The sequence below is a fragment of the Streptomyces sp. NPDC002403 genome (genome assembly GCF_053593015.1).
Genome location: NZ_JBSFBQ010000017.1, coordinates 79,743 through 103,088 on the forward strand (window position 1 = coordinate 79,743; position 23,346 = coordinate 103,088).

Annotated in this window: 20 protein-coding genes; 12 read left to right on the plus strand and 8 right to left on the minus strand. The window is 70.1% G+C overall.

All coding sequences use genetic code 11. The features are described 5' to 3' along the window. Positions 1 to 33: 33 nt before the first annotated feature. Complete coding sequence (locus ACWCPY_RS20395; RefSeq protein WP_451266835.1) at positions 34 to 585, minus strand: glycoside hydrolase family 25 protein; 552 nt, start codon at positions 583 to 585, stop codon at positions 34 to 36. Here ACWCPY_RS20395 and ACWCPY_RS20400 point away from each other — a divergent pair. After that, positions 577 to 1,434 carry an NADPH-dependent F420 reductase gene (locus tag ACWCPY_RS20400; protein ID WP_451266975.1) on the plus strand — a complete coding sequence of 286 codons (858 nt, stop codon included), beginning with the start codon at positions 577 to 579 and terminating at the stop codon, positions 1,432 to 1,434. The genes ACWCPY_RS20395 and ACWCPY_RS20400 overlap by 9 nt on opposite strands. Before the next feature lie 108 nt (positions 1,435 to 1,542). Here the strand turns inward: ACWCPY_RS20400 and ACWCPY_RS20405 are convergent, their stop codons facing one another. Next, positions 1,543 to 2,907 carry a radical SAM protein gene (locus ACWCPY_RS20405; RefSeq protein ID WP_451266837.1) on the minus strand — a complete coding sequence of 455 codons (1,365 nt, stop codon included), beginning with the start codon at positions 2,905 to 2,907 and terminating at the stop codon, positions 1,543 to 1,545. A gap of 144 nt (positions 2,908 to 3,051) precedes the next feature. Continuing rightward, entirely contained in the window at positions 3,052 to 3,897 is an 846-nt protein-coding gene (locus ACWCPY_RS20410; RefSeq protein WP_451266839.1) for a pentapeptide repeat-containing protein, read from the minus strand. A 170-nt stretch (positions 3,898 to 4,067) separates the two neighbouring features. Here ACWCPY_RS20410 and ACWCPY_RS20415 point away from each other — a divergent pair, with 170 nt between their 5' ends. The 7 genes from ACWCPY_RS20415 to ACWCPY_RS20445 all read left to right on the plus strand — a co-directional run bounded on the left by ACWCPY_RS20415 (position 4,068) and on the right by ACWCPY_RS20445 (position 12,893). Then, positions 4,068 to 5,477, plus strand: a complete 1,410-nt coding sequence (locus ACWCPY_RS20415; protein ID WP_451266841.1) for an FAD-binding oxidoreductase — start codon at positions 4,068 to 4,070, stop codon at positions 5,475 to 5,477. Positions 5,478 to 5,598: 121 nt separating this feature from the next. Next, positions 5,599 to 6,090 (plus strand): hypothetical protein, encoded by a 492-nt coding sequence (locus tag ACWCPY_RS20420; RefSeq protein ID WP_451266843.1) that lies wholly within the window; start codon positions 5,599 to 5,601, stop codon positions 6,088 to 6,090. Positions 6,091 to 6,179: 89 nt separating this feature from the next. Continuing rightward, a complete protein-coding gene (locus ACWCPY_RS20425) occupies positions 6,180 to 6,407 on the plus strand; it encodes a hypothetical protein (RefSeq protein WP_451266845.1) in 228 nt (75 codons plus the stop codon). A 211-nt stretch (positions 6,408 to 6,618) separates the two neighbouring features. Further along, the gene (gene rhaI / locus ACWCPY_RS20430; protein ID WP_451266847.1) at positions 6,619 to 7,785 is read left to right on the plus strand and encodes an L-rhamnose isomerase; all 1,167 of its coding nucleotides are present in this window, start codon (positions 6,619 to 6,621) and stop codon (positions 7,783 to 7,785) included. A gap of 65 nt (positions 7,786 to 7,850) precedes the next feature. Further along, on the plus strand, positions 7,851 to 9,896 hold the full coding sequence (locus ACWCPY_RS20435; protein WP_451266849.1) for a bifunctional aldolase/short-chain dehydrogenase: 2,046 nt from the start codon (positions 7,851 to 7,853) through the stop codon (positions 9,894 to 9,896). A 15-nt stretch (positions 9,897 to 9,911) separates the two neighbouring features. Next, positions 9,912 to 11,390 carry a rhamnulokinase gene (locus ACWCPY_RS20440; RefSeq protein ID WP_451266851.1) on the plus strand — a complete coding sequence of 493 codons (1,479 nt, stop codon included), beginning with the start codon at positions 9,912 to 9,914 and terminating at the stop codon, positions 11,388 to 11,390. 39 nt (positions 11,391 to 11,429) lie between these two features. After that, positions 11,430 to 12,893 carry an arabinose isomerase gene (locus ACWCPY_RS20445; RefSeq protein WP_451266853.1) on the plus strand — a complete coding sequence of 488 codons (1,464 nt, stop codon included), beginning with the start codon at positions 11,430 to 11,432 and terminating at the stop codon, positions 12,891 to 12,893. 69 nt (positions 12,894 to 12,962) lie between these two features. On the opposite strand, the gene ACWCPY_RS20450 is transcribed toward ACWCPY_RS20445, so the two are convergent. Then, a complete protein-coding gene (locus tag ACWCPY_RS20450) occupies positions 12,963 to 14,036 on the minus strand; it encodes an enoyl-CoA hydratase/isomerase family protein (RefSeq protein WP_451266855.1) in 1,074 nt (357 codons plus the stop codon). A 242-nt stretch (positions 14,037 to 14,278) separates the two neighbouring features. Between ACWCPY_RS20450 and ACWCPY_RS20455 the strand changes: the two genes are divergently transcribed. Continuing rightward, entirely contained in the window at positions 14,279 to 16,393 is a 2,115-nt protein-coding gene (locus ACWCPY_RS20455; RefSeq protein WP_451266857.1) for a SpoIIE family protein phosphatase, read from the plus strand. Positions 16,394 to 16,502: 109 nt separating this feature from the next. On the opposite strand, the gene ACWCPY_RS20460 is transcribed toward ACWCPY_RS20455, so the two are convergent. The 4 genes from ACWCPY_RS20460 to ACWCPY_RS20475 all read right to left on the minus strand — a co-directional run bounded on the left by ACWCPY_RS20460 (position 16,503) and on the right by ACWCPY_RS20475 (position 19,552). After that, entirely contained in the window at positions 16,503 to 17,120 is a 618-nt protein-coding gene (locus tag ACWCPY_RS20460) for an LAETG motif-containing sortase-dependent surface protein (protein ID WP_451266859.1), read from the minus strand. A gap of 228 nt (positions 17,121 to 17,348) precedes the next feature. After that, complete coding sequence (locus ACWCPY_RS20465; protein ID WP_451266861.1) at positions 17,349 to 17,852, minus strand: N-acetyltransferase family protein; 504 nt, start codon at positions 17,850 to 17,852, stop codon at positions 17,349 to 17,351. A 115-nt stretch (positions 17,853 to 17,967) separates the two neighbouring features. Beyond that, positions 17,968 to 18,987 carry a DUF6397 family protein gene (locus ACWCPY_RS20470; protein WP_451266863.1) on the minus strand — a complete coding sequence of 340 codons (1,020 nt, stop codon included), beginning with the start codon at positions 18,985 to 18,987 and terminating at the stop codon, positions 17,968 to 17,970. Between the two features lie 151 nt (positions 18,988 to 19,138). Continuing rightward, entirely contained in the window at positions 19,139 to 19,552 is a 414-nt protein-coding gene (locus ACWCPY_RS20475) for a roadblock/LC7 domain-containing protein (protein WP_451266865.1), read from the minus strand. 173 nt (positions 19,553 to 19,725) lie between these two features. On the opposite strand from ACWCPY_RS20475, the gene ACWCPY_RS20480 reads away from it, so the two are divergent. The 3 genes from ACWCPY_RS20480 to ACWCPY_RS20490 are packed head-to-tail and all read left to right on the plus strand — an operon-like array spanning position 19,726 to position 23,340. Continuing rightward, positions 19,726 to 20,091, plus strand: a complete 366-nt coding sequence (locus tag ACWCPY_RS20480; RefSeq protein WP_329815876.1) for an ArsR/SmtB family transcription factor — start codon at positions 19,726 to 19,728, stop codon at positions 20,089 to 20,091. Continuing rightward, positions 20,084 to 22,795, plus strand: a complete 2,712-nt coding sequence (gene mgtA, locus ACWCPY_RS20485; RefSeq protein ID WP_451266868.1) for a magnesium-translocating P-type ATPase — start codon at positions 20,084 to 20,086, stop codon at positions 22,793 to 22,795. Before ACWCPY_RS20480 ends, mgtA begins: the two co-directional genes overlap by 8 nt. Then, positions 22,792 to 23,340 (plus strand): GNAT family N-acetyltransferase, encoded by a 549-nt coding sequence (locus ACWCPY_RS20490; RefSeq protein ID WP_451266870.1) that lies wholly within the window; start codon positions 22,792 to 22,794, stop codon positions 23,338 to 23,340. The genes mgtA and ACWCPY_RS20490 overlap by 4 nt, the downstream gene beginning before the upstream one ends. The last annotated feature ends 6 nt before the right edge of the window (positions 23,341 to 23,346 follow it).

Consider the following 23,346-nt stretch of genomic DNA (forward strand, 5'->3'; position numbering starts at 1 on the left):
CCGCCTCCCGTCCGCACCGTTCCTGCGCGGCGCCTACCCCTGGGCCCAGTCGCGCATGGCGGTGCGCGACGAGAAGGCGGCGACGTCCTTGTCGAGCGGCTGGTCGGTGTACTGATGGATACGCCAGGACGCCTTGATGCGGGGCTTTCCCGCAGTGACGTAGTCGGCGATCCACAGGCCGTCCCCCGCATACGAGGTGGTGTCGTGGTTCAGCCAGAAGTATCGGTTGCAGTAGAGCAAGACCCTGTGGTGCGGTCGCAGGCGCTTGACCTCGCGGATGAAGCGGTCCTTCTCCGCATTGCTGGCCCTCGCGCCCTCGCCGTTCTGTTCCCAGTCCACGGCGAGCAGGTCACCCGTCTTCTCCGGGGCCTTGCTCACGAAGTACTCGGCCTGGGCCGTGATGCTCCCCGGCCAGAGAAAGTGATAGAAGCCGACCACGCACTCGGCGTCCCTCGCGCGTTTCACCTGTGAAGCGATGTGCGGATTGACGTAGGAACGCCCTTCGGTGGCCTTGATGAAGACGAAGTCCAGTCCGTCCGTGTCGAAGGACGACTGATGGGAGCTGACATCGACGCCATGCAGCATGGGCACCGCCTTCAAGTGGGCTCGGTAATTCCGGTCTCTTCGTGTACGTGCCCCCAGGCACTCGCCCCCATCCTTCGGGTGAACATACGAATCGTTTTTCCATCGCCAGGAATAGCGACCGGCAATGGGCAGTTGGTGAAGCCGCGAGACCACATCACCCAGCGCAGGCGCCATCGGAAGGTCGGACCCATGAAGATCGGCATCATCGGAGCGGGCAACATCGGCGGAAACCTCACCCGGCGCCTCACCGCGCTGGGCCACGATGTGTCCATCGCAAATTCGCGCGGCCCCGAGACGCTCTCCGCACTTGTCGAGGAGACCGGAGCCACTGCGGTCACCGCCGCGGAGGCGGCCCGGGGAGCCCAGGTCGTTGTCGTCACCGTCCCCCTCAAGGCCGTCCCCGATCTGCCGGCCGGCCTGATCGACGATGCCGCGGAAGGGGTCGCGGTCATCGACACGGGCAATTACTACCCGCAACAGCGCGACGGTCGCATCGGAGCGATCGAGGACGGCACGCCCGAGAGCCGGTGGACCGAGGAACAGATCGGCCACCCGGTGATCAAGGCGTTCAACGGGACGTACGCACAGGACATCCTCTCCAACGGTCTCCCCGAGGGAAGCCCCGGCCGTCAGGCGCTGCCGGTGGCCGGCGACGACGCGGCGGCCAAGCAGGTCGTGCGCGACCTCATCGACGAGCTGGGTTTCGACACCGTGGACGCGGGGGGCCTCGACGAATCATGGCGTCAGCAGCCCGGCACGCCTGTCTACGGTCACCAGGGTGACGCGGAAGCAATCGTGCAGGCCCTCGCCGAAGCGTCCCGCGAGCGTACGGCCGAGTGGCGGGCCTGACGGTCCCCGAAGCCGAGGCGCTCGGGTGCGCGCGTACCCGAGCGCCAGGTTCGCCCGCGCCGTGCGCGGACCGGTGGCCCGGGCCAGGGCCCGGCGACCGGACCGGTGCTACCGGGCGTCGTCCGGAAGGGCCGGAAGGCTGTCCATGAACGAGCTGACGGAGAAGACCGCGCGTCCGGGGCCGGGCGGACCGTATCCGGGGGGCGAACTGAGACCGTACTCCTCCATGGTCGCGCGATAGGCGTCCAGCAGACGGATGTGGTACTCCAGTGGCGCTCCGTCCGGATTGGTCTTCCCGAGCGGAGTGGTGGGTTCCGGGCACCAGGTGGTGAACCTCGGGGTGATGCCGTGCGACATGAAGAACCGCAGGCCCTCGGTGGTCGACGCGATGGCCTCGTCCACCGTGGTGAAGCCGAAGGGCTCGGCCATCTCCACGCCCGCCACGAAGTTGGGGATGACATTGCGGGCGCCGAAGACCTCGGCGGAGTCCAGGATGCGGCGGTGCCACTCGTCACGGCCCACGTAGCGTTCCTTGCCGGGGCAGTAGAGCTCGAACAGCCGACGGTCCCACACCTCGTAGTTGGGGTGGTAGATCTGCACACCGTAGTCGTGGAATCGCTGGACGTCGGCCTTGGGCAGGGCCTGGGCGACGACCTTGCCGATCCAGCGGCCGGGGAATCGCTCCTCGATGGCCTTGGCGTACTGCCCGTAGAAATCGGCCTCGTCGCGGCCGCCGATGTGGGACGTGATGGCCCCGCCGGTGAGGGTGTAGGCAGTGGATGTCTTCGCCGTGTCGTACTTGTCGATGATGGCGAGCGCCTCCAGGACCTCCTCGACCGGCTTCACCCCGGTGTACGGACGTCCCGCCGCCTTGTGCTGGCGCCAGTTGTGGTTGATGTCGCAGTACTGGCACTCCTCCTTCGCACCGAAGTACTGGCAGACCCGGAAGACGGTCAGGTAGACGAGGTATCCCCATTGGATGGTGGGGGCCACCTCCATCACGGACTTGCCGTTCTCCAGTGTGTGACGGTAATAGTCCGGCATCGGCGGCAGACCCACGTCCGAGATCCGCCGGCCGTCGAGATACAGCGCGAGCACACCGTCGTCATCGGCCGCGACACGGTACGGGGACGCGGGGTTGACCCGGACGGACACGACGGTCCTGCGCAGGCCGTACGGACCGCCGGTGAGGACGATCTCCTCCGGTGGGCGGCGGAGTGCGGCCGCGCCCAGCTCGGGGAGGGTGCCGTGGTCGAAGGAGAAGATGAAGTAGGACTTCGGCTTGACATCACCGCCCTCGTTGTCGCTGAGGGCGGACTCGTCGAACGCCACGCCGCCGCGCAGCAGATCCTCCTTGATGACGGCTTCCCGGGGCACGTGCGGGAACTGCTCCATGAGGCGCTCGATCAGACGGGTGCGGTTCCCGTCCGTGCGGCTCGGTTCGGTGCGGCTGCGGTCGGTACTGCTCGGCATGTGCGCGACTCCTCGGTCCGGTCGTCTGCGGCGTTCCGGGTACGCCGCACTGTGCAACGAGCCGGACACGTCCACAGTGCCCAGCCCCACCGGCCGATTCGCCCCGCTGCGGCGTGAACGGCCGGCCGCCGCCGGGGCCGGGATTCACCGGTTCCAGTGCGTGGGGCGGCCGAGTGACGGCGGGAGCTTCGTCGCCGCGTCTCCGCGGGCCGCGTTGAGCTGGGCCCGGGTGAGGAAGAGGCTGCTGGTGAGGTCGGCGCCGGACAGATTCGCGTCCCGGAAGTCGGCACCGATCAGGTCGGCCAGACGCAGATCGGCACCGGTGAGGTCCGCTGCGATCAGATAGGCGCCGCGCAGGTCGGCGCCCCGCAGATCGGCGCCCTTGAGCCTGGCTCCTATGAGGTCGGCGCCGCGATGGTCACGCTTCTTCCTGCGCGGCGCCGTCGCTCGTACGAGTTCGCTGGTGCGGAGCAGCAGTTCGGCCACGACGTCGCGGTGGCCGGCCACATCCAGGTCCGAGAACGCGTCGGCCGGGAGGCGGGTGAGGCGTTCCGTCTCGTCGAGGGTGCGCCGGATCTCGGCCTGGAGGGGCCTCGCCGGTTCCAGGGACAGCGCTTCGGTGAGGTACCAGAGGAGTTCATGGAGCTGCCGCACGACCGGGAACACCTGGAACATCTGCCCGGCGGTCTGCGGGGCCCGGCGCCAGTCCTGTCCGTCGAAGGTCTCGCCGGAGACCTTCTGGCCCGCCCCGAAACAGTCGTACACGGTGCACCCCGGAAAGCCCTGTGTCCGGAGTTCGGTGTGGATGCCGCAGCGGAAGTCCTCCTGGAGGTTCCGGCAGGGCTTCCCGGCGTCCTTGTCGATCGCGAAGTCCGCGGACCGTGTCAGAGTGAGCGCCACGCAGCACAGCCCGAAACAGTTCGCGCAGTCGGCGCGCAGCGCGGCACGGTCGCCGCGGTCGATGGCGGGGCCTTGGACGTTGTCGGGCACGGTGCGCGGATCCTCCGGGTACGGAACTGTCGGACGGTCGACCCTATCGGCATCCAATCACCCGTTCGCGTCAATTTCATGATCAACGGATTCCGGGGGCTCCCGGGCGGGCCCGAGCGCTGCGCGCAATGATGGTGGGTAGTACATCTTTATAGGAGGTTGCCACGGACGTGGCGAACGCATCAGTGGACGGCATCCCTGCCCGGCGGGTACTCACCGATCCGGCCGGTCTTGTCCGGTATCAGCACGACGAGGCCGAGTGGGCTCCTTACGGAACACCCCTGGCCGTGGTGCGTCCGCAGACCACCGAAGAGGTGCGGGATGTGGTTCGGCACTGTCTGGCCCACCGCATCCCGTTGGTGCCGCGTGGTGCGGGCACCGGCCTGTCGGGAGGTGCGAACGCCGTGGACGGGGCGATCGTCCTGTCCTTCGAGGACATGAACCGCATCGTCCGCATCGATCCGGCGGAGCGGCTGGCCGTCGTCCAGCCGGGCGTGGTCAACGACGATCTGCGGGCGGCGGGCGCCGAGCACGGACTCTGGTACCCGCCGGATCCGGCGAGTTCGCCCTGGTCGACGATCGGCGGGAACGTCGCGACCAACGCGGGGGGCATGTGCTGCGTCAAGTACGGCGTGACGCGTGACTACGTCCTCGGTCTCGAAGTGGTCAACGGGCTCGGTGAGGTCGTCTCGCTCGGCCGGCGAACCGCGAAGGGCGTTGCGGGGTACGACCTGGCCGGACTGATGGTCGGGTCCGAGGGCACCCTCGGCGTGATCACGGAGATCACGGTGCGGCTGCGTCCGGCGCGACCGCAGGAGCGGACGGTGGCCGGGTACTTCTCCTCGGTGGTCGCCGCGGGCGAGGCGGTGAGCGCCGTGACCGCATCGGGCGTGATCCCCTCGGCGCTCGAACTGGTCGACCGTCACTGCCTGGCCGCTGTCGACGCCTGGAAGAAGATGGGCCTCTCCGCCGACGCGGACGTGGTGCTGCTCGGCCGGGTCGACACACCGGGCGCGGAGGGCGACGCGGAGGCCGAGCTGGTCCGGGAGTGCTTCGAGCGGGCGGGGGCGACCTGGGCCGCGGTCTCCACGGACCAGCAGGAGGCCGATGCGCTGTTCCAGGCGCGCAGACTGGCCTACCCGGCGCTGGAGCGGCTCGGTCCGGTCCTGACCGAGGACGTGTGTGTGCCGCGGACGGCGGTGCCCGAGATGCTGGCCCGGATCGAGAGGACGGCGGCCCGGCACGACATTCTGGTGGCCAACATCGCCCATGCCGGGGACGGGAATCTGCACCCGCTCATCATCACCGCTCCCGGCGACGAAACGGCGCGGGCCCGCGCGCAGTTGGCCTTCGAGGACATCCTCGATGATGCGATCGCCCTCGGGGGAACGGTGACGGGCGAGCACGGTGTGGGGTTGCTGAAGATGCGCGGGATGAACAAGGAACTGGGTTCCGCGGTGCTGGGCATGCATCACGCGGTGAAGGCGGCGCTGGATCCGCACGGCATCCTCAACCCGGGCAAAGTGCTCGGCGGGGGCGCGTCGACGCTCGCCGGTGAAGGTGACGTTCCGGCGGCGTGAGAGAGGGGATCGTGGCGCGGCGGCATCGGGCACGCCGGGCGGCGGGTGCCCCACGCCCGAGCCACTGTCAGAGGCGCGGCGCACACTGGCAGGAGTACGGCACGGGCGAAGGGAAACGCTGATGGACACCGGGCACGGGACAGGTTTCGAACCGGCCACCGGGGACGGCCCGAAGGCACCGGAGCGGGAGGGCGAGCGCTCCGCTTCCGTACGGACGGCGTTCGAAGGAATGCTGCAGATCCGCCGCCTGACGAACACCGGGCGCGCCGACCCGCAGACTGTACCCGCGCAGTGGGAGACGCACCGTCCGGTGCGAGCGGTCGCCCTCGCTCTGGAGGCCTCGGGCCTGGCCGCCTCGGCCGTTGACGGATCGGGCGTGCGCACGGCGAGCGGGTACCGCGTGCAGCGGGGCGAGGCACCGGGGGGCGCGCGTGTCGAGTGGCTCGGGCCGCCCGGCAGCGGCGCCGCCCATGCGGAGGAGGCCGAGCTGGCCCGGTGCGCGGCCGTGCTGCGGGAGTTGGGCTGGACGGTGCTGCTGTACCGCGGGGCGCGCCGTCGAAGATTCCTGGAGGTCGAGCCACCGGCCGGTGCACGAGGGCCGAACGACGGGTAGCGGGCGTCCGTCGCGCCGTCGCCCGCGGGCGTTGTCAGACCCATGGGGGATGCTGGTGGGTACGACACCTCTGACCGGGAGATGCTGAGATGCGCAATGACGAACTCGCCGCGGCCCAGGCATATGTCCGACTGCTGGAGGCCACTCGCGCCGCGCTCGCGGACCCGGACGACGGCCCCTTGTACGTGCCGTTGCTGGCCTCGCCGATCGCCGAAGCGGATGGCGCACTCCAGCGCGCGGGCCTCTGCGGCAACGAGTCCCGGTTCTTCGATCTGGTGAGATCGCTGCAGCCGAGCATGTCCGGCAGCGGACACTGAGCGAACCCGCCGAACGGCGCGGCGGGGCTCCGTGCTCCGCCGTCAGCAGGCGTACGCGGTCGCGCGATGAGTTGATCCGAGAAGCCGGGACACCTGACCGGCTCCTTGACTGAAAGCGTGTGGCGAACCTAGCGTACGGCCTGGATGAAACGATTCATATGCACATCCGAACGTTCTCCGGTTGCTGGATGACTCCGCTTACGAGGTGTTCATGTCTGATGTGTCAGCCGTCAAGGCAGCTCTGAAGTCCCAGGTCATCGAGACGCCGTCGTGGGGGTACGGGAATTCCGGAACGCGGTTCAAGGTGTTCGCGCAGCCGGGTGTGCCGCGTGACCCGTTCGAGAAGCTTGAGGACGCGGCCCAGGTGCACGCGTTCACGGGCGTGGCTCCGAAGGTGTCGCTGCACATTCCGTGGGACAAGGTCGAGGACTACACCGCGCTGACCCGGCACGCCGAGGATCTCGGTCTGCGGATCGGGGCGATCAACTCCAACGTCTTCCAGGACGACGACTACAAGCTCGGTTCGGTCACCCATCCCGATCCGAAGGTGCGCCGCAAGGCCACCGACCACCTGCTGGAGTGCGTCGACATCATGGACGAGACCGGGTCCCCCGATCTCAAGCTCTGGTTCTCCGACGGCACGAACTACCCCGGGCAGGACGACATCACGGCCCGCCAGGACCGGCTGGCCGAGGCGCTGGCCGAGGTGTACGAACGGCTGGGCGACGAGCAGCGGATGCTGCTGGAGTACAAACTCTTCGAGCCCGCTTTCTACACGACCGATGTTCCCGACTGGGGCACGGCGTACGCCCACTGTCTGAGTCTCGGCCCGAAGGCCCAGGTGGTCGTGGACACCGGGCACCACGCGCCGGGCACCAACATCGAGTTCATCGTGGCCTCGCTGCTGCGGGCGGACAAGCTCGGCGCGTTCGACTTCAACTCCCGGTTCTACGCGGACGACGATCTGATGGCCGGAGCGGCCGACCCGTTCCAGCTGTTCCGGATCATGCACGAGGTGGCCAGGAACGGCGGCCTCAAGCCCGAGACGAACGTCAACTTCATGCTCGACCAGTGCCACAACATCGAGGCGAAGATCCCCGCAGTGATCCGGTCGGTCGCCAATGTCCAGGAAGCCACCGCCAAGGCGCTGCTGGTCGACATGGCAGCACTGGGTGCCGCCCAGCGGTCCGGCGATGTGCTGGCCGCGAACGGCGCCCTGATGGATGCGTACAACACCGATGTACGTCCGCTGCTGGCCGAGGTCCGTGAGGAACTCGGTCTGGCCAGGGACCCGTTCGCCGCATATCTGGCCTCGGGCAACCAGGAGCGGATCGCCGCCGCCCGGGTCGGTGGCGAGCAGGCCGGCTGGGGTGCCTGAACCCCGCCTTCCCCCCGTACGAACACCGACCGGTTCAGCCGCACCCCCGACCACGAAGGAATCCCATGGCCTCCGCGACGCACCCCGAAGTCGCCGCACTCCTGGAACGGGCCCACCGGATCGGCTCCGACGCCCGGAACACCAACTACGCCGGCGGCAACACATCGGTCAAGGCCACCGGCACCGACCCGGTCACCGGGGGCGACACCGAACTGCTCTGGGTCAAGGGTTCCGGCGGTGACCTCGGCACGCTGACCGAGGCCGGGCTCGCCGTGCTGCGGCTGGACCGGGTGCGTGCTCTCAGGGACGTGTACCCGGGGGTGGAGCGCGAGGACGAGATGGTGCCGGCGTTCGACTACTGCCTGCACGGCAAGGGCGGTGCCGCACCGTCCATCGACACGGCGATGCACGCCCTGGTCGAGGCCGCTCACGTCGACCATCTGCATCCGGACTCGGGGATCGCGCTGGCGTGCGCCGCCGACGGCGAGAAGCTGACCGCGGAGTGCTTCGGCGACAAGGTGGCCTGGGTGGGCTGGCGCAGACCGGGATTCCAGCTCGGCCTGGACATCGCCGCGGTCAAGGAGGCCAACCCGCAGGCCGTCGGCGTGATCCTCGGCGGCCACGGCATCACGGCCTGGGGCGAGACCTCCGAGGAGTGCGAGCACAACGCGCTCTGGATGATCCGCACCGCCGAGACCTTCCTCCAGGAACGGGGCAGGGCCGAGCCCTTCGGCCCCGCGTGGGCGGGCCGCGAGCCGCTTCCCGAGGAACGGCGCCGGGAGCGTGCGGCCGCGCTCGCCCCGCTGATCCGCGGCCTGGCCTCCACCGACCGCTCCCAGGTGGGCCATTTCACCGACACGGCACCGGTGCTGGACTTCCTGGCCCGGACCGAACACCCCCGGCTCGCCGCACTGGGCACCTCGTGCCCGGACCACTTCCTTCGTACGAAGGTCAGCCCGCTGGTGCTCGACCTGCCCGCGGACGCCCCGTTGGACGAAGCTGCGGCGCGGCTGAAGGAGCTGCACGGGGAGTACCGGGAGGCGTATCGCGCGTACTACGGGCGTCATGCCTCCCCCGACTCCCCCGCGATGCGTGGCGCGGACCCGGCGATCGTGCTGGTGCCCGGGGTCGGCATGTTCTCCTTCGGCAAGGACAAGCAGACGGCCCGGGTCGCCGGGGAGTTCTATCTCAACGCCATCAACGTGATGCGCGGTGCCGAGGCCGTCTCCTCGTACGCGCCGATCGAGGAGTCCGAGAAGTTCCGGATCGAGTACTGGGAGCTGGAGGAGGCCAAGCTGCGCCGGAGGCCGAAGGCGAGACCACTGGCCACCCGGGTGGCGCTGGTCACCGGCGCGGGGTCCGGCATCGGCAGGGCCATCGCGCACCGGCTGGTCGCGGAGGGGGCGTGCGTCGTCGTCGCGGACATCGACGCGGAGAACGCCGCCTCGGTGGCCCGGGAGCTCGGCGGCTCCGACAGGGCAGTGGCCGTGACGGCCGATGTGACCAGTGAGGAGCAGATCGTCGAGGCGTTCCGGGCCGGTGCGCTGGCGTTCGGCGGCGTGGATCTCGTCGTGAACAATGCCGGTATCTCCATCTCGAAGCCGCTGCTGGAGACGACGGCCCGGGACTGGGACCTGCAGCACGACATCATGGCGCGCGGCTCGTTCCTGGTCTCGCGCGAGGCCGCCCGGATGATGCGGGCGCAGAACCTCGGTGGCGACATCGTCTACATCACCTCCAAGAACGCGGTGTTCGCCGGTCCGAACAACATCGCCTACTCGGCCACCAAGGCGGATCAGGCCCACCAGGTGCGGCTGCTGGCCGCGGAACTGGGCGAGCACGGGATCCGGGTCAACGGCATCAACCCCGACGGAGTGGTGCGCGGTTCGGGGATCTTCGCGGGCGGCTGGGGCGCCCAGCGCGCGGCGACGTACGGCATCGAGGAGGAGAAGCTCGGCGAGTTCTACGCCCAGCGGACACTGCTCAAGCGCGAGGTGCTCCCGGAGCACGTGGCCAATGCCGTGTTCGCGCTGACCGGCGGGGACCTCACCCATACGACCGGACTCCATGTTCCTGTCGACGCCGGTGTGGCCGCGGCCTTCCTTCGATGACCGGATGAGATGTCGATGTCCGTGACCTCGCACAGCGAAGCGGCCTTTGCCGCTGTGGACCTCGGTGCCACCAGTGGCCGGGTGATCACCGGCCTGGCCGGTCCGGGGAGGCTCGAACTGACCGAGGCGCACCGATTCGCCAATACGCCGGTCCGGTTGCCGGACGGACTGCGGTGGAACGTGCTCGCGCTGTACCAGGGGATGCTGGAGGGTCTGCGGACCGCTGCACGCGGCGGTCCGATCGCGTCGATCGGGATCGACACCTGGGCGGTCGACTACGGCCTTCTCGATGCGGACGGGGCGCTGCTCGGGCTGCCGTTCCACTACCGGGACAGCCGGAACGGCAGGGCGGCCGAGCAGGTGCTGGCCGTATGCGGAGCGCAGGAGCTGTATACGGTGAGCGGTTTGCAGCATCTGCCGTTCAACACCGTGTTCCAGCTTGCCGCGCACCGGGCCGGTGCCCAGTGGAGTGCGGCAGAGTCGTTGCTGCTGATCCCCGATCTGCTGACGTACTGGCTGACCGGCGTGGTGGGCGCGGAGATCACCAATGCGTCGACGACCGGCCTGTTCGACGCGTCGGCCGGCGACTGGTCCGATGCGCTGATCGGTCGGCTGGGGCTGGAGCGCTCCCTGTTCCCGCCGTTGCGCGAGCCGGGTGATCCGGCGGGGACGCTGCTGCCGCACGTCGGCGAGTTCACGGGGCTGCCGACCGGCACACCGGTGACGGCCGTCGCCTCGCACGACACGGCGTCGGCGGTCGCGGCGGTGCCCGCGACCGGGCCCGGGTTCGCCTATGTGTCCTGCGGTACGTGGTCGTTGGCGGGGCTTGAGCTGGCGGCTCCGGTATTGACGGAGGAGTCGCGCGCGGCGAACTTCACCAATGAGCGCGGGGTGGACGGCACTGTCCGCTATCTCCGCAACATCATGGGAATGTGGCTGCTGGAGGAGTGCCGGCGTACCTGGGACCGGCGGGGCGAGGATCCGGGCCTGGCCGCGCTGCTCGCAGAGGCGGCCCGGGCCCGGCCCTTCGCAGCGGTGATCGATCCCGACGACCGGGCGTTCCTCGCACCGGGTGACATGCCGTCGCGGATCGACACCCATCTCGTTCAGTCCGGGCAGGTGACGCCCGACGGTCCCGGCGGTTATGTGCGATGTGTGCTGGAGAGCCTGGCGCTGGCCCATCGCAGGACTCTGCGGGAGGCGGCCGGTCTCGCGGGGCGGGAGTTGACCCGGATCCATCTTGTCGGCGGGGGTTCACGCAACGAGCTCCTGTGCCAGTGGACCGCGGATGCCACGGGGCTTCCCGTCACGGCCGGCCCGGCCGAGGCAACCGCGCTGGGCAACATCCTGGTGCAGGCGCGCGCCCGGGGTCTGGTGGGCGATCTCATGGACATGCGACAACTGGTCGCACGGACGCAGGGATTGCGCCACTACACCCCCCAGGGGGACCAGCGGGCCTGGGACCGGGCCGCCGCGCGGCTGGAACAGGCCTGAGTCCGTTCGGCCCTCGACAGAACCGAAGGAAGGAAACTCATGACTGATGTCTCGCCCGCCTCGCTCGACTCCGTGCTCACCCGTACCGTGCGGCGTCGTACCCGTGTCGGTCTGGTCTCCGGCGGACTCGGGGCCTACTGGCCGCAGTTTCCCGGCCTGCTCGACCAACTGCGGGAGTCGGCCCGCTTTGTGACCGGGCGGTTCGAGGAGATGGGCTGCGAGGTCGCCGATGCCGGTTTCATCTCCGATCCGCACGAGGCCGCGAAGGCCGCGGAACGGCTGAGGGCGGCCGACTGCGACATCGTCGTGACGTTTCTGACGACATATCTCACGGCCTCGATGGTCCTGCCCGTCGCCCAGCGCGCGCACGCTCCGGTGCTGGCCATCGACCTCCAGCCGACCGAGGCGATGGACCATCCGGACACCGACACGGGCAAGTGGCTGGCGTACTGCGGTCAGTGCCCGCTGCCCGAGATCGCCAATGTGTTCCGGCGTGGCGGCATCCCGTTCCGCTCCGTGTCGGGCCATCTGCGTGACGAGAACGCCTGGCAACGGATCGGCCGCTGGATCCGTGCCGCTCAGGTGCGCGGCGCGATGCGCCACGGCCGGCACGGTCTGATGGGCCACCTCTACCCCGGCATGCTCGACGTCTCCACCGACATGACGTTGGTCTCCACCCGGTTCGGCGGGCATGTCGAAGTCCTGGAATTCGACGACCTGCGGGTCCGGGTCGCCGCCGTGACGGACGGGGCGGCCGCTGAACGCGTCGCGCTCGCGCGTACGGTCTTCACCCTCGACGACTCCGTCGACGAGGACGACCTCGCCTGGGCGGCGCGGGTCTCGGTGGGCCTGGACCGGCTCGTCGAGGACTTCGGGCTCGACAGTCTCGCCTACTACCACCGCGGTCTGGAGGGCGAGATCCACGAACGGCTCGGCGCCGGCATGATCCTCGGTGCGTCGCTGCTGACCGCGCGCGGCGTTCCGATGGCCGGTGAGTACGAACTGCGCACCAGCCTCGCCATGCTGATCGCCGACACCATCGGCGCCGGTGGTTCCTTCACCGAACTCCAGGCCCTCAATTTCCGCGACCGCGTCGTCGAGATGGGCCACGACGGCCCGGCCCACCTGGCCATCAGCGCCAAGGATCCACTGCTGCGCGGGCTGGGCGTCTACCACGGCAAGCGCGGCTGGGGCGTGAGCGTGGAGTTCGATGTCAGACACGGCCCGGTCACCACGTTCGGCATCGGGCAGGAGGCCGACGGCACCTTCACCTTCATCGCCTCCGAGGGCGAGGTCGTACCGGGGCCGCTCCTGGAGATCGGCAACACCACCTCCCGGGTCGACTTCGGCTTCGACCCCGGCGAGTGGACCGATGCCTGGTCCGCGACCGGCATCGGTCACCACTGGACGCTGTGCACCGGCCACCGTGCCAAGGACTTCAAGGCCGCCGCCGACCTGCTCGGCGTCCCGTTCCGCACGGTCGACGGGCCGAACGACCTCTGAGTCCCGCACGGGCTCGCCTCACTCGGCAGCAGTCGGGTTCTCGGTCTGCCCGATGCGTCTTCGGCCGTTTCAGGCCGTCGTCCCGGGAACGGCGGCCAGGCCGAGTTCACGGTCGCCCAGCGGGGCGAAGAAGCGTGCCACATCGGCCTCGGTGACCTCGGCGAGTGTCGCCGGGCGCCACTGCGGGTTGCGGTCCTTGTCGATGATCTGGGCGCGCACGCCCTCCACCAGGTCGGGCCCGGTGAAGGCGGTGCACGAGGTCCGGTACTCCTGGTCGAGCACCGCTTCCAGGCTTCCGAGCCCACGCGCCCTGCGCAGCGCGGACAGGGTCACCTTGAGCGCGGTGGGCGACTTGCTCAGGATGGTCGCGGCGGCCTGCTTGGCTGCGGGGACGCCGGTGCTGTCGAGGCGGTCGACGATCTCCTCGACCGAGTCCGCCCGGTAGCAGGAGTCGATCCACTCACGGTGCACGGCCAGTTCACCGTCCGGCGCGGGGGCGGCGTACCGCCGTACCGTCTCCTCGACGCCGGCAGCCGTCTCGCAGCCGGCGAGGGCCGCGGTGAGTTCGGTGAGGCGCTGCGACGGTACGAAGTGGTCGGCGAGCCCGCACAGCAGCGCGTCACCCGCGCCGACGGCGTCCGCGGTGAGTGCGAGATGGGTCCCGAGCTCACCGGGCGCCGCGGCGAGCAGGTACGTGCCACCGACATCGGGGACGAATCCGATCCCGGTCTCGGGCATGGCGATGCGCGAGCGTTCGGTGACGACACGGATGTCGCCGTGGGCCGAGACGCCGACGCCGCCGCCCATCACGATGCCGTCCATGATCGCGACGTAGGGCTTGGGAAATCGGGCGATGCCGGCGTTGAGCCGGTACTCGTCGCGCCAGAACTCCATCGACATGGAGCCGCCGGCCCGGGCGTCCTCGTAGATCGACCGGATGTCGCCGCCCGCGCAGAGACCCCGCTCGCCCGCCCCGGTGATCAGGACCGCGGTCACGGAGTCGTCGGCCTCGGCGTCGGCGAGTGCCTCGGCAACGCGGGCCACCATGGCGTGGTTCAGCGCGTTCAGGGCACGTGGACGGTTGAGGGTGATGTGCCGGACACGCCCCTCGGTGTGCAGCAGAACGGGATCTTCGTGGTTCATGAATGCGCTCCGGTCATCCCCTGTGCCGTATCGGCCGCCGATCGCGGACGATCTTCCGCTGCCATTCTCCGGGGCGGGATCCGTGCCCGGACGGCAGGGGTCCCGGGGCAGGCCGGTCCGGATTTCCGGCCGGATTCTTCCGGACGTCCGCTGTGCAAGCGACCGGAACCGGTTCGACAATTGAGTGACCCAGTTCGGGCCGCGCCGTCCGGCAGCCCCGCCCGGCGATCTCCGGAGCAGGAATGACCGATCACGACCAGCAACCGAGCCCTGCCGTCCCGCCGCGCCTGCTGATCGAGAAGACGCACAACGGCGAGCACGCGACGGCACAGCGCCTTGCCATGAATCGGACGGGCAGCTTCGAGTGGGATGTGGGGGCCGGGACGCTCGACATGGACGACGCAGGGCTGTTGGTCTTCGGTCTGGACCCGCAGACCTTCGATGCACGGCCCGAGACCGTGCTGGACCGGCTCGAACCGTCGGAACGGACTCGTCTCGATGCGGCGATCGTCGAGGCGATAGAGAGTGGACGCAGTTCGTACAGCGTCCACTTCCGGGTGCCGATGGGCGACGGCAGGGACCAGTGGACCCATATCCAGGCCCGCATACTGCGCAGCGAGGACGGCCGGGCGCACCGGATAGTCGGGGTGGTGCAGGACGCCACCGCGGAAGTCACCCATTCGGCCTTCGTACTCGATCTGGAAAAACGGCGGCAGCGACAGACCAGTATCGTTGAACGCACAACGAGCGCGCTGTCACGCGCGGTGACCGTCGACGACGTGACCGCCGCACTCACCGGCCCGGGTGGACTTGCCCGGCTCGGGGCGGACGGCCTCTCGCTCGGCCTGGTCGAGAACACGACGCTGAGCGCCATCGCTCTCAGCGGCGACTCCATGGAGGCGATCGACGCGCTCGGAGACGCGGGGCTGGACCGGCGGTTTCCGCTGGCGGACACCGTTCTCAGCGGCCGGCCCCGGTTCCTGACCTCGGTATCGGCGCTCACCCGTCGCTACCCCCTGCTGGCCCCCTATGCCGACCGCCTGAAGTTCCGGGCCGCCGCTTATCTGCCCCTCGTCGCCCAGGCGCGTTCGCTCGGCGCCCTGGCGCTCTTCTACCGCGAGAACACGAGCTTCAACGCGGATGAGCGCAATCTGTGTCTGGGGCTGGCCGCCATCGTGGCGCAGTCCCTCCAGCGCGCGAAGCTCTTCGACGAGGAGCGCGAATTCGCCACCGGCCTCCAGGCGGCGATGCTGCCGCGGCGGATCCCGGAGATCGAGGGCGGCGAGATCGCCGTGCGCTACCACGCCGCCTGGAGCGGTCGTCAGGTCGGCGGCGACTGGTACGACGTGATCGGTCTGCCCAAGAACCGGTTCGGGATCGTGGTCGGCGACGTGCAGGGCCATGACACGCACGCGGCCGCCATCATGGGTCAGTTGCGCATCGCCCTGCGGGCGTACGCAGCCGAGGGGCATCCTCCTTCGACGGTGCTGGCGCGGGCTTCGCGTTTCCTCGCCGAACTGGACACGGACCGCTTCGCGACCTGTACGTACGCCCAGGTCGATCTCGCTTCGGGGACCGTGCGCGTGGTGCGGGCCGGGCATTTCGGCCCGCTGATCCGGCATATGGACGGCCGGGTCGGCAGCCCGCAGGTGCGGGGCGGGCTGCCACTGGGCATCTCGACCGACTTCCTGGACGAGGAGTTCCCGGAGACCCGGCTGGACCTGGTCCCGGGCGAGACGCTCGTCCTGTACACCGACGGACTGGTCGAAGAGCCGGGGGCCGACATCGATGCGGGCGTGCAGACGCTGATCAACGAGGTGGGTGCGGGGCCGGCGAGCGCCCAGGCCCTGGCCGATCATCTGTCGGACCGGCTCTGGGAGCGTTGGGGCTCCGGGGACGACGTGGCGCTGCTGGTCCTTCGGCGCAGCCCGGATCCCGGGTCACCGCGGGCCCCGCGGCTGCACCAGTACATCCACCAGGCGGATCCGGAGGGGCTGTCCGACGCCCGGACCATCGTGCGCCAGGCCCTCACCGACTGGGACATGGCCGAACTCGCGGACGATGCCGAGCTGGTGACCGGGGAACTGCTGGTGAACGTCCTGCTGCACACGGAGGGCGGCGCGGTCCTCACCCTGGAGGTGCTGCCGGAACCGGTGCGGCGGGTCCGCCTGTCCGTGCAGGACCGCTCCAGTGCCTGGCCACGGCGTCGCAGCCCGGGCGAGACCGCGACATCCGGGCGGGGGCTGCTGCTGCTGGATGCCGTCGCCACCCGCTGGGGCATCGAGCCTCGCGGCGAGGGCAAGGCGGTCTGGTGCGAGATCGGACCGTCGACACCGCCCGGCGCGAAGCGGGAGTGACGGCAGCCCCGAGCGGAGGGCTGGGCCGCCCCACGCACCAGGCGTGGAGCGGCACAGCCTCGGCCCGATGGCCCCGGCACAATCCGCGTCAGGACCACCGGTTCATACGTCAGTGCTGCGCGGTACGCCGCTTGCGCACGGACCACATGATGCCGCCGCCCGCCAGCAGCACGGCCACGGCCGCTCCGGCGATGACCGGGGTGGCGGACGAGGAACCCGTCTCGGCCAGGTCGGGCGAGCTGGGGCTCGAGGAGTCCGCGGCGGGAGCGGACGTCGAAGGCTCCTCGCTCGGCGTGGCGCTCACGGGAGCGGACGTCGAGGGAGCCGGGGACGGCTTGTCCTCGGACGGCTCGGGCGAGGGCGTGGTGCCCTCGCACACGGGGGCCGTCTTGGTCTCGTCGCGCGAGAACTTGTCGCCGTCACCGGCCTTGACGACGAGCTGGACCGTCAGCTCCTTGTCGTGCTCGGGCAGCGCGAGCTTCTTGTGGAACTCCCGGCCGAAGGTCTCGGTGGGCAGGAGGTCCTTGCCGTCGACAGTGACGGTCACCTGGTTGGTGACACCGCTGTTGTAGGCGGTCAGGTCGAGGTTCACCTCGGAACAGGTCACGGCCCAGGTGGGGGTGTGAGCTGCGGCCGGGCCGGCGGAGAGCACCGCTCCGGTCAGGCCGACAACCGCAGCGGCCGCGAGCGTTCCCGCAGCACGCAACGATCTCCTGGGTATGGTCATGAAATCTTCCTCCGCATATGTTTCATCGCCCGAATGGCGGTGGGGCGCAGAGTACTGCCCCCGCCGACACCGCGCGCACCCGCCCCATGAAGCACCGGTTGCCACAACTACCCACACATCACCACCGGTTCGGACATGACGGACATGGCGTGGGGTCCGGGGCCGCACGAGCGCTGGCGAAGAACAGCCGGCGCTGGTGCGGTTGGCGCAGGGGGCCTGCGGAAAGAGCTACGGACGCGTTGTCCGGAGACGGCGGTGCATGATGTGCAGTCCGACGAATCCGTGTTCCGGGTGGTCGAACCCTTCCGGCAGCGTTCCCAGGATCTCGAATCCGAGCGAACGGTAGAGCTTGACGGCGTGGACGTTGGTCTCCACCACCGCGTTGAACTGCATCGCCCTGAACCCCGACGCGCGAGCCCATTCCAGGGTGTACTCGCACAGGGCCCGGCCGATGCCCTGCCCCGCACGCTTGGGCTCGACCATGTAACTGGCACCGGCGATGTGCGAGCCATTGCCCATGTGGTTGTTGTTCATCTTGGCCGTGCCGACGATCACCCCGTCGCCGTCGACCGCGACGACCGTACGGTTGGGCGACTCGAGGAGCCACCAGGAGCGGGCATTCTCCTCAGTCAGATCGAGGGGATAGGTGAAGGTCTCGCCCGCGGCGACGATTTCATGGAAGAACGGCCAGATGGCGGGCCAGTCCTCGATGGTGGCTTCCCTGATCAGCATGGGAGACAGGATGCCGGTGCCGTTCTTCCTGTGCGAGTTCATTATCCGGCCGCGAGTTGCTCCCATCCGGCGGCCGGGCGGTCATCGCTTCCCGAGGCGCGGGGCACCCTCCTCGTCAGGTGCCGAGCGGACCGTGCCCCGGCCCGGACTGCCCATGCCCCGCATCCCTGGATGTACGCCTGCGCAGACCGATCCGGGCCAGCAGTCCGGGCGCGGGCGCCGGAACGGGGGCGGATGCCGCGGTCGGAGCGGGTTCGGCCTCGGTGCGGGAGTCCGGCTCGGGTGCGTACTCGTTCCGCTGGCGCGGGAAGGCGCGCCATTCACCGCCCGGACGCGGGGCCGATCGGACCTCCCGGGCGTTGTCCAACTCCGCGATCAGGCTCACCCGCCGCCACAGCATCTCGTCCGGTTCGTCGGCCTGCATCAGGTGAGCCATGGTCTCCCGCGCCAAAGGCGGCCCGGTCGGCCCGAAGGCCGGTTCGGGCCGGATCCTGGCGAGGTACGCGCGTTCGTACGGATCGTCGACCACCTCCGCCAACTGCACCGGATCCAGGGTGTCCGCGAGCACGGCCACGCGGGCCCAGGGATCCTCTGTGAGGCTCAGCAGCCGTTCGACCCGGCGCGAGCGCCAGTTGCGCGCCCGGCAGTCGACACCTCCCTCCAAGCGGCCACGCAGCCAGGCCGGACTCCTCCCGGCCAGGAGCCGGGGTTCCCGGGCGGCGAAGCCTGCCAGCTCGTCGGCGAGATAGAGCCAGACGATCGCCCGGTACCGGTTGAGGTAGAACGTGATCGGCGTGAGGCATCCCGCGCGGGCGAGCCTGGTGAAGCGGTCCGGACTGATCCCGAGCTGCTGGGCCCCCTGCGCCGTCCCGACCGTGCGCACCCTGTCCCGCAACGTCTCCGGGAACCCGTCCTGCGACCGGATCCGGTCGACCTCCTCGCAGCCGACCCTCGCCCGTCCACCGTCCTGTCGCACCGTCAGGCGGATCAGTCCCAGATGCACGGCGACCGCGAACTCCCCACGTTTCAGCAGGAGTTCCTGGGCCGCCGTGCCGACCGCCATCGTGCCCGCGACGGCCGTGCCCGCCGCATTCGCACCGGCGGTCTCCGGGCACATCTCTGCAGCAACGCTCATGACGCTCTCCCCCGTGAGATTCGGTTACTCTCTGTGAGTACCGTAACCCGGAAGAGATTCCGCCCGGCCGGCCTGTGGACAACTACCGCGACCGGACCGGCCGCGGATCGGAGCAGACGTGCCCTGCGCAGGCGCGGTCGGGCGCTCCAGGTCAGGCGCGGTCGGCGTCTTCGCCCGCCGCCTGTCGCGCTGCGACGCCGAGATGCTCACCGACCCTGTTGACCAGCAGCGTCATCTCGTAGGCGACCTGGCCGACATCCGCCTCGGCCTCGCTCAGCACGCACAGACAGCTACCGTCCCCCGCCGCCGTCACGAAGAGCAGTGCCTCGTCGAACTCCACCATGGTCTGCCGGGCCTTCCCGGCCCGGAAGTGACGTCCCGACCCACGGGCCAGGCTGTGCAGCCCGGAGGAGACCGCTGCGAGATGCTCGGCGTCCTCACGTGCCAGCCCCGTACTCGCCCCCGTCACGAGTCCGTCGTTCGACAGCACCAAGGCGTGCCGTATGTGCTCGACCCTCTTCGTGAGGTCGTCAAGGAGCCAGTCGAGTCCCCTGTCCAGCGCCATTTCCCCGCTCCTCCCCGCTCATGCGTTCCCCGTTGCCGTAAGCCTTGCGCACACGTCACGCAGGGGCAAGCACTCCTCCGTCATGTGGCTTGGTCCGAACCCGTGGAAGGCCGACGCCTACACTGAGTACTTCGGGTGCGAGGAATCGAGCCACGCGGACAGGGAGAGCGAGAGTGTCGACAGCTGCCGACGGCGGTTTCGAGGATCCGCCCGCAGAGGTACTGGCGGAGGCCGCAGCGGCCTTCGGCCTGCTGGCGACGCCTGCGCGGCTGCACATCGTGTGGGCCCTGTCCCAGGGCGAGAGCGATGTGACCGGACTCGCGGACCGGGTGGGCGGCACACTCCCCTCGGTCAGCCAGCACCTGACGAAACTCAAGCTGGCAGGTCTCGTCCGGTCCCGTCGCGAAGGGCGCCGACAGGTGTATCTGGTCGACGATCCCGATGTGGTGACCGTCGTCCGGCTGATGGTCGGCCAGCTCGCGGAGCGCGCCGGACACACCCCCGCACGACCCGCGCGCCTCCGTGGGCTCGGTGCCTGAGAGCAGTGCCGCCGCAGGTCCCGGCAGCACCGAACCCGATCGCCCGTCCGCCGTCGTCGTGCCGCTGGCAGGCGCGTCGGCCTCCCGGGGCGCCGCCCCCGATGGCATGCCTGCCGTCCTCGCGGTCGCCGCACCGACCTCCCTCCAGGTCCTGCGCTCGCTGGACAGCGGACCGCGCGGGCTGCTGGAGGAGCAGGCCGGGGAACGGCTGACGCGGTTCGGCGAGAACACACTGCCGGCCTGGCGTCCGGTCTCCTGGCCCCGCCGGTTCCTGCGGAGTCTGCGTGACCCCTTCACCTCGGTGCTCCTGTGTCTGGGCCTGGTCTCGGCGGCGGTGGCGTCATGGGGCACGGCGTCCGTGACGTCGGTCCTCGTGGTCGTCAGCTGTTTGCTGCGCTCGGCGGAGGAGCACCGGGCGGACCGGTCCACGGCCGCACTGCGGGAGCTCGTGGCGACCACCGCGACCGTACTGCGCCGGTCAGGACCGGATTCCGCGCCGCAGGCCCGTGAGCTGCCGGTCGAGGAGCTGGTGCCGGGCGACGTGATCCGGCTCGGTCCGGGTGATCTCGTACCCGCCGATCTGCGGCTGCTGAGGGCGAGCGGCCTGACCGTTCATCAGTCGGCGCTCACCGGCGAGTCCGCACCGGTCGCCAAGCAACCCGTCGACGCCCCGTCACGGCCCCGCGCCGCCGTCACCGCGCGCAGCGGACAGGAAGCGCTGTTCGCCCGGCCGGAGCTGTGCTTCCAGGGCAGCAGCGTGGCGTCCGGCAGCGGAACGGCGGTGGTGACAGCGACGGGCGCGGAGACCAGGTTCGCCGCCGCGTACGACGGTTCGGCGCGCCGCCGTGGCGCGAGTGCCTTCGACCGTTCGGTCCACGGGATCTCCTGGACCCTGATCCGCTTCATGCTGCTCACACCGCCCCTGGTACTCATGGCCAACGCCGCGCTGCGCGGCCGGGGGCTGGAGACGTTGCCGTTCGCCGTCGCGGTGGCCGTCGGGCTGACTCCGGAGATGCTGCCGGTGATCGTCACGACGGCGCTGGCCAGGGGCGCTTCGCTGCTCGCCAGGGACCACGGGGTCATCGTCAAGCGACTGCCCGCGCTGCACGACCTCGGCGCGATCGATGTGCTGTGCGTGGACAAGACCGGAACCCTCACTCAGGACCGGCCGGTCGTCGAGCGTTCACTGGACGCGTCGGGCGGGTCCGATCCCGAGGCACTCCACTGGGCCGCCGTCAACGCCCTGTGTGCGCTGGAGCTCGCCGATCTGCCCGCCCCCGACGCACTCGACGAGGCGGTGCTGGACGCGGCCGAGGAGCGGGGAGAGACGCATTCGGCGTACGACGGCGTCGCGGCGCTGCCGTTCGATCCGTTGCGCCGCGTCGCCACCGCGGTCGTCCGCCGCCCCGGGCGGCTCGGCGTCCACACCCTCGTGACCAAGGGAGCGGTCGACGCGGTCCTCGCACGGTGCACGCTGGACGAGGCCGAACGGATCCGGCTGAGCGCACTCGCCGCCCGGGAGACCTCGGGCGGTCTGCGACTGCTCGCCGTGGCCCGCACCGAACGGCCTGCCCGGTCGCGTCCGTACACCGAGGCCGACGAAAGGGGGCTGACATTCCTCGGCTTCGTCGCTCTGCGGGACTCACTCGCACCGAGCGCCGCCGACGCGCTGGACGCGTTGAAGGACCGGGGCATCGCCGTCAAGGTCCTCACCGGGGACGATCCGGGCACCGTCGCCCGTGCCTGCCGGGACCTCGGCCTGGATCCGGGCGAGGTCATGGAGGCGGAGCGGATCGACGCGCTGTCGGACGGGGCGCTCGCGGAGGCAGCCGACCGGGTCACGGTCTTCGCCCACTGCACGCCGGAGCACAAGGCACGGATCGTCTCCGCGCTGCGCAGCGCCGGTCGGACCACCGGGTTCCTCGGTGACGGGGTCAACGATCTGCCCGCGATGCACGCGGCGGACATCGGCATCTGCCCACGCAACGCGGTCGACGTGGCGCGGGAGACCGCGGACGTGGTGCTCGCCGAGAAGGACCTGGCCGCCATCGATGACGCGATCACCGCGGGCCGGCACTGCAGCGGCAATATCGCCGCGTATCTGCGGATCACCCTCTCCTCGAACCTCGGCAACGTCATCGCGATGCTCGCGGCGGGGCTCATGCTGCCGTTCCTGCCGATGCTTCCGGCGCAGGTCCTGGTGCAGAACCTCTGCTTCGACGTGGCACAGCTGGCCTTCGCCTTCGACCGGCCCGCGTCCGAGGTGCTGCGCTGGCCGACGGTACTGCGCCCGCGCGACTTCCTCCGCTTCATCACGGGCTTCGGCGTGCTGAACGCCACCGCCGACCTGGCTACGTTCGCCGTGCTGGCCTTCGCCCTGCACGGTTCCGTGACATCGGGCGGGCAGGATGCCTTCCACTCCGGATGGTTCACCGAGAACCTGCTCACCCAGGCCCTGGTGATGCTGCTCCTGCGCACCGGTGGAGGCCTCGCCGGCGGACGCGGCGGCGGCCCGTTGCGGATGGCCGCGTGCGGACTCGCGGTGGTCGGTCTGCTGCTGCCGCTCACCCCGATCGGCGGGTTGCTCGGCATGAGCGCGCTGCCACCGCTCTATTACCTGTTGCTGGCGACGGTGCTGGCCCTGTACGCATACGGCTTGCGGGCGGCCCGCACCCGCTACGAACAGAAATGGAGCCACTCATGATCCCGCCACTTCTCCACCGTCCGGAGTCCGGCCCGGGTACCGGCGCCGGTGGCGGGCAGCTGGCGCGTGCCCGCCGCGCCACGCTCGACGACGTGCCGGCGTTGGTACGGCTGCGCGGGCTGATGCTGGACGAGATGGGGGTGAAGACCGGCGGCCCCGATGCGCCGTGGCGGGCGGCCTCCGCCCAGTGGTTCATCGAGCGGCTGCACCACCCCGGCCTGTTCGCCGCGTTCCTGGTCGACGATCCCGCGCTCGGCGTCGTCTCCAGTGCGGTCGGGACGTGCGACATGCATGCCCCCGGCCCGGCGAACCTGAGCGGACTGCAGGGGCACGTCTCCAACGTCAGCACCGATCCCCGCCGGCGCCGTCTGGGCCACGCCCGGGTCTGCCTCGACGCCCTGCTCTGCTGGTTCCGCGAGGAGGCGGGGGTCACGGTGGTGAATCTGAACGCCACCGAGGACGGGGCCGCGCTGTACGAGTCGTACGGTTTCTCGGCGCCCCGCCGTCCGGCGCTGCAACTCCGGACGGCCGGGACACCTGGCTGAGAGCCG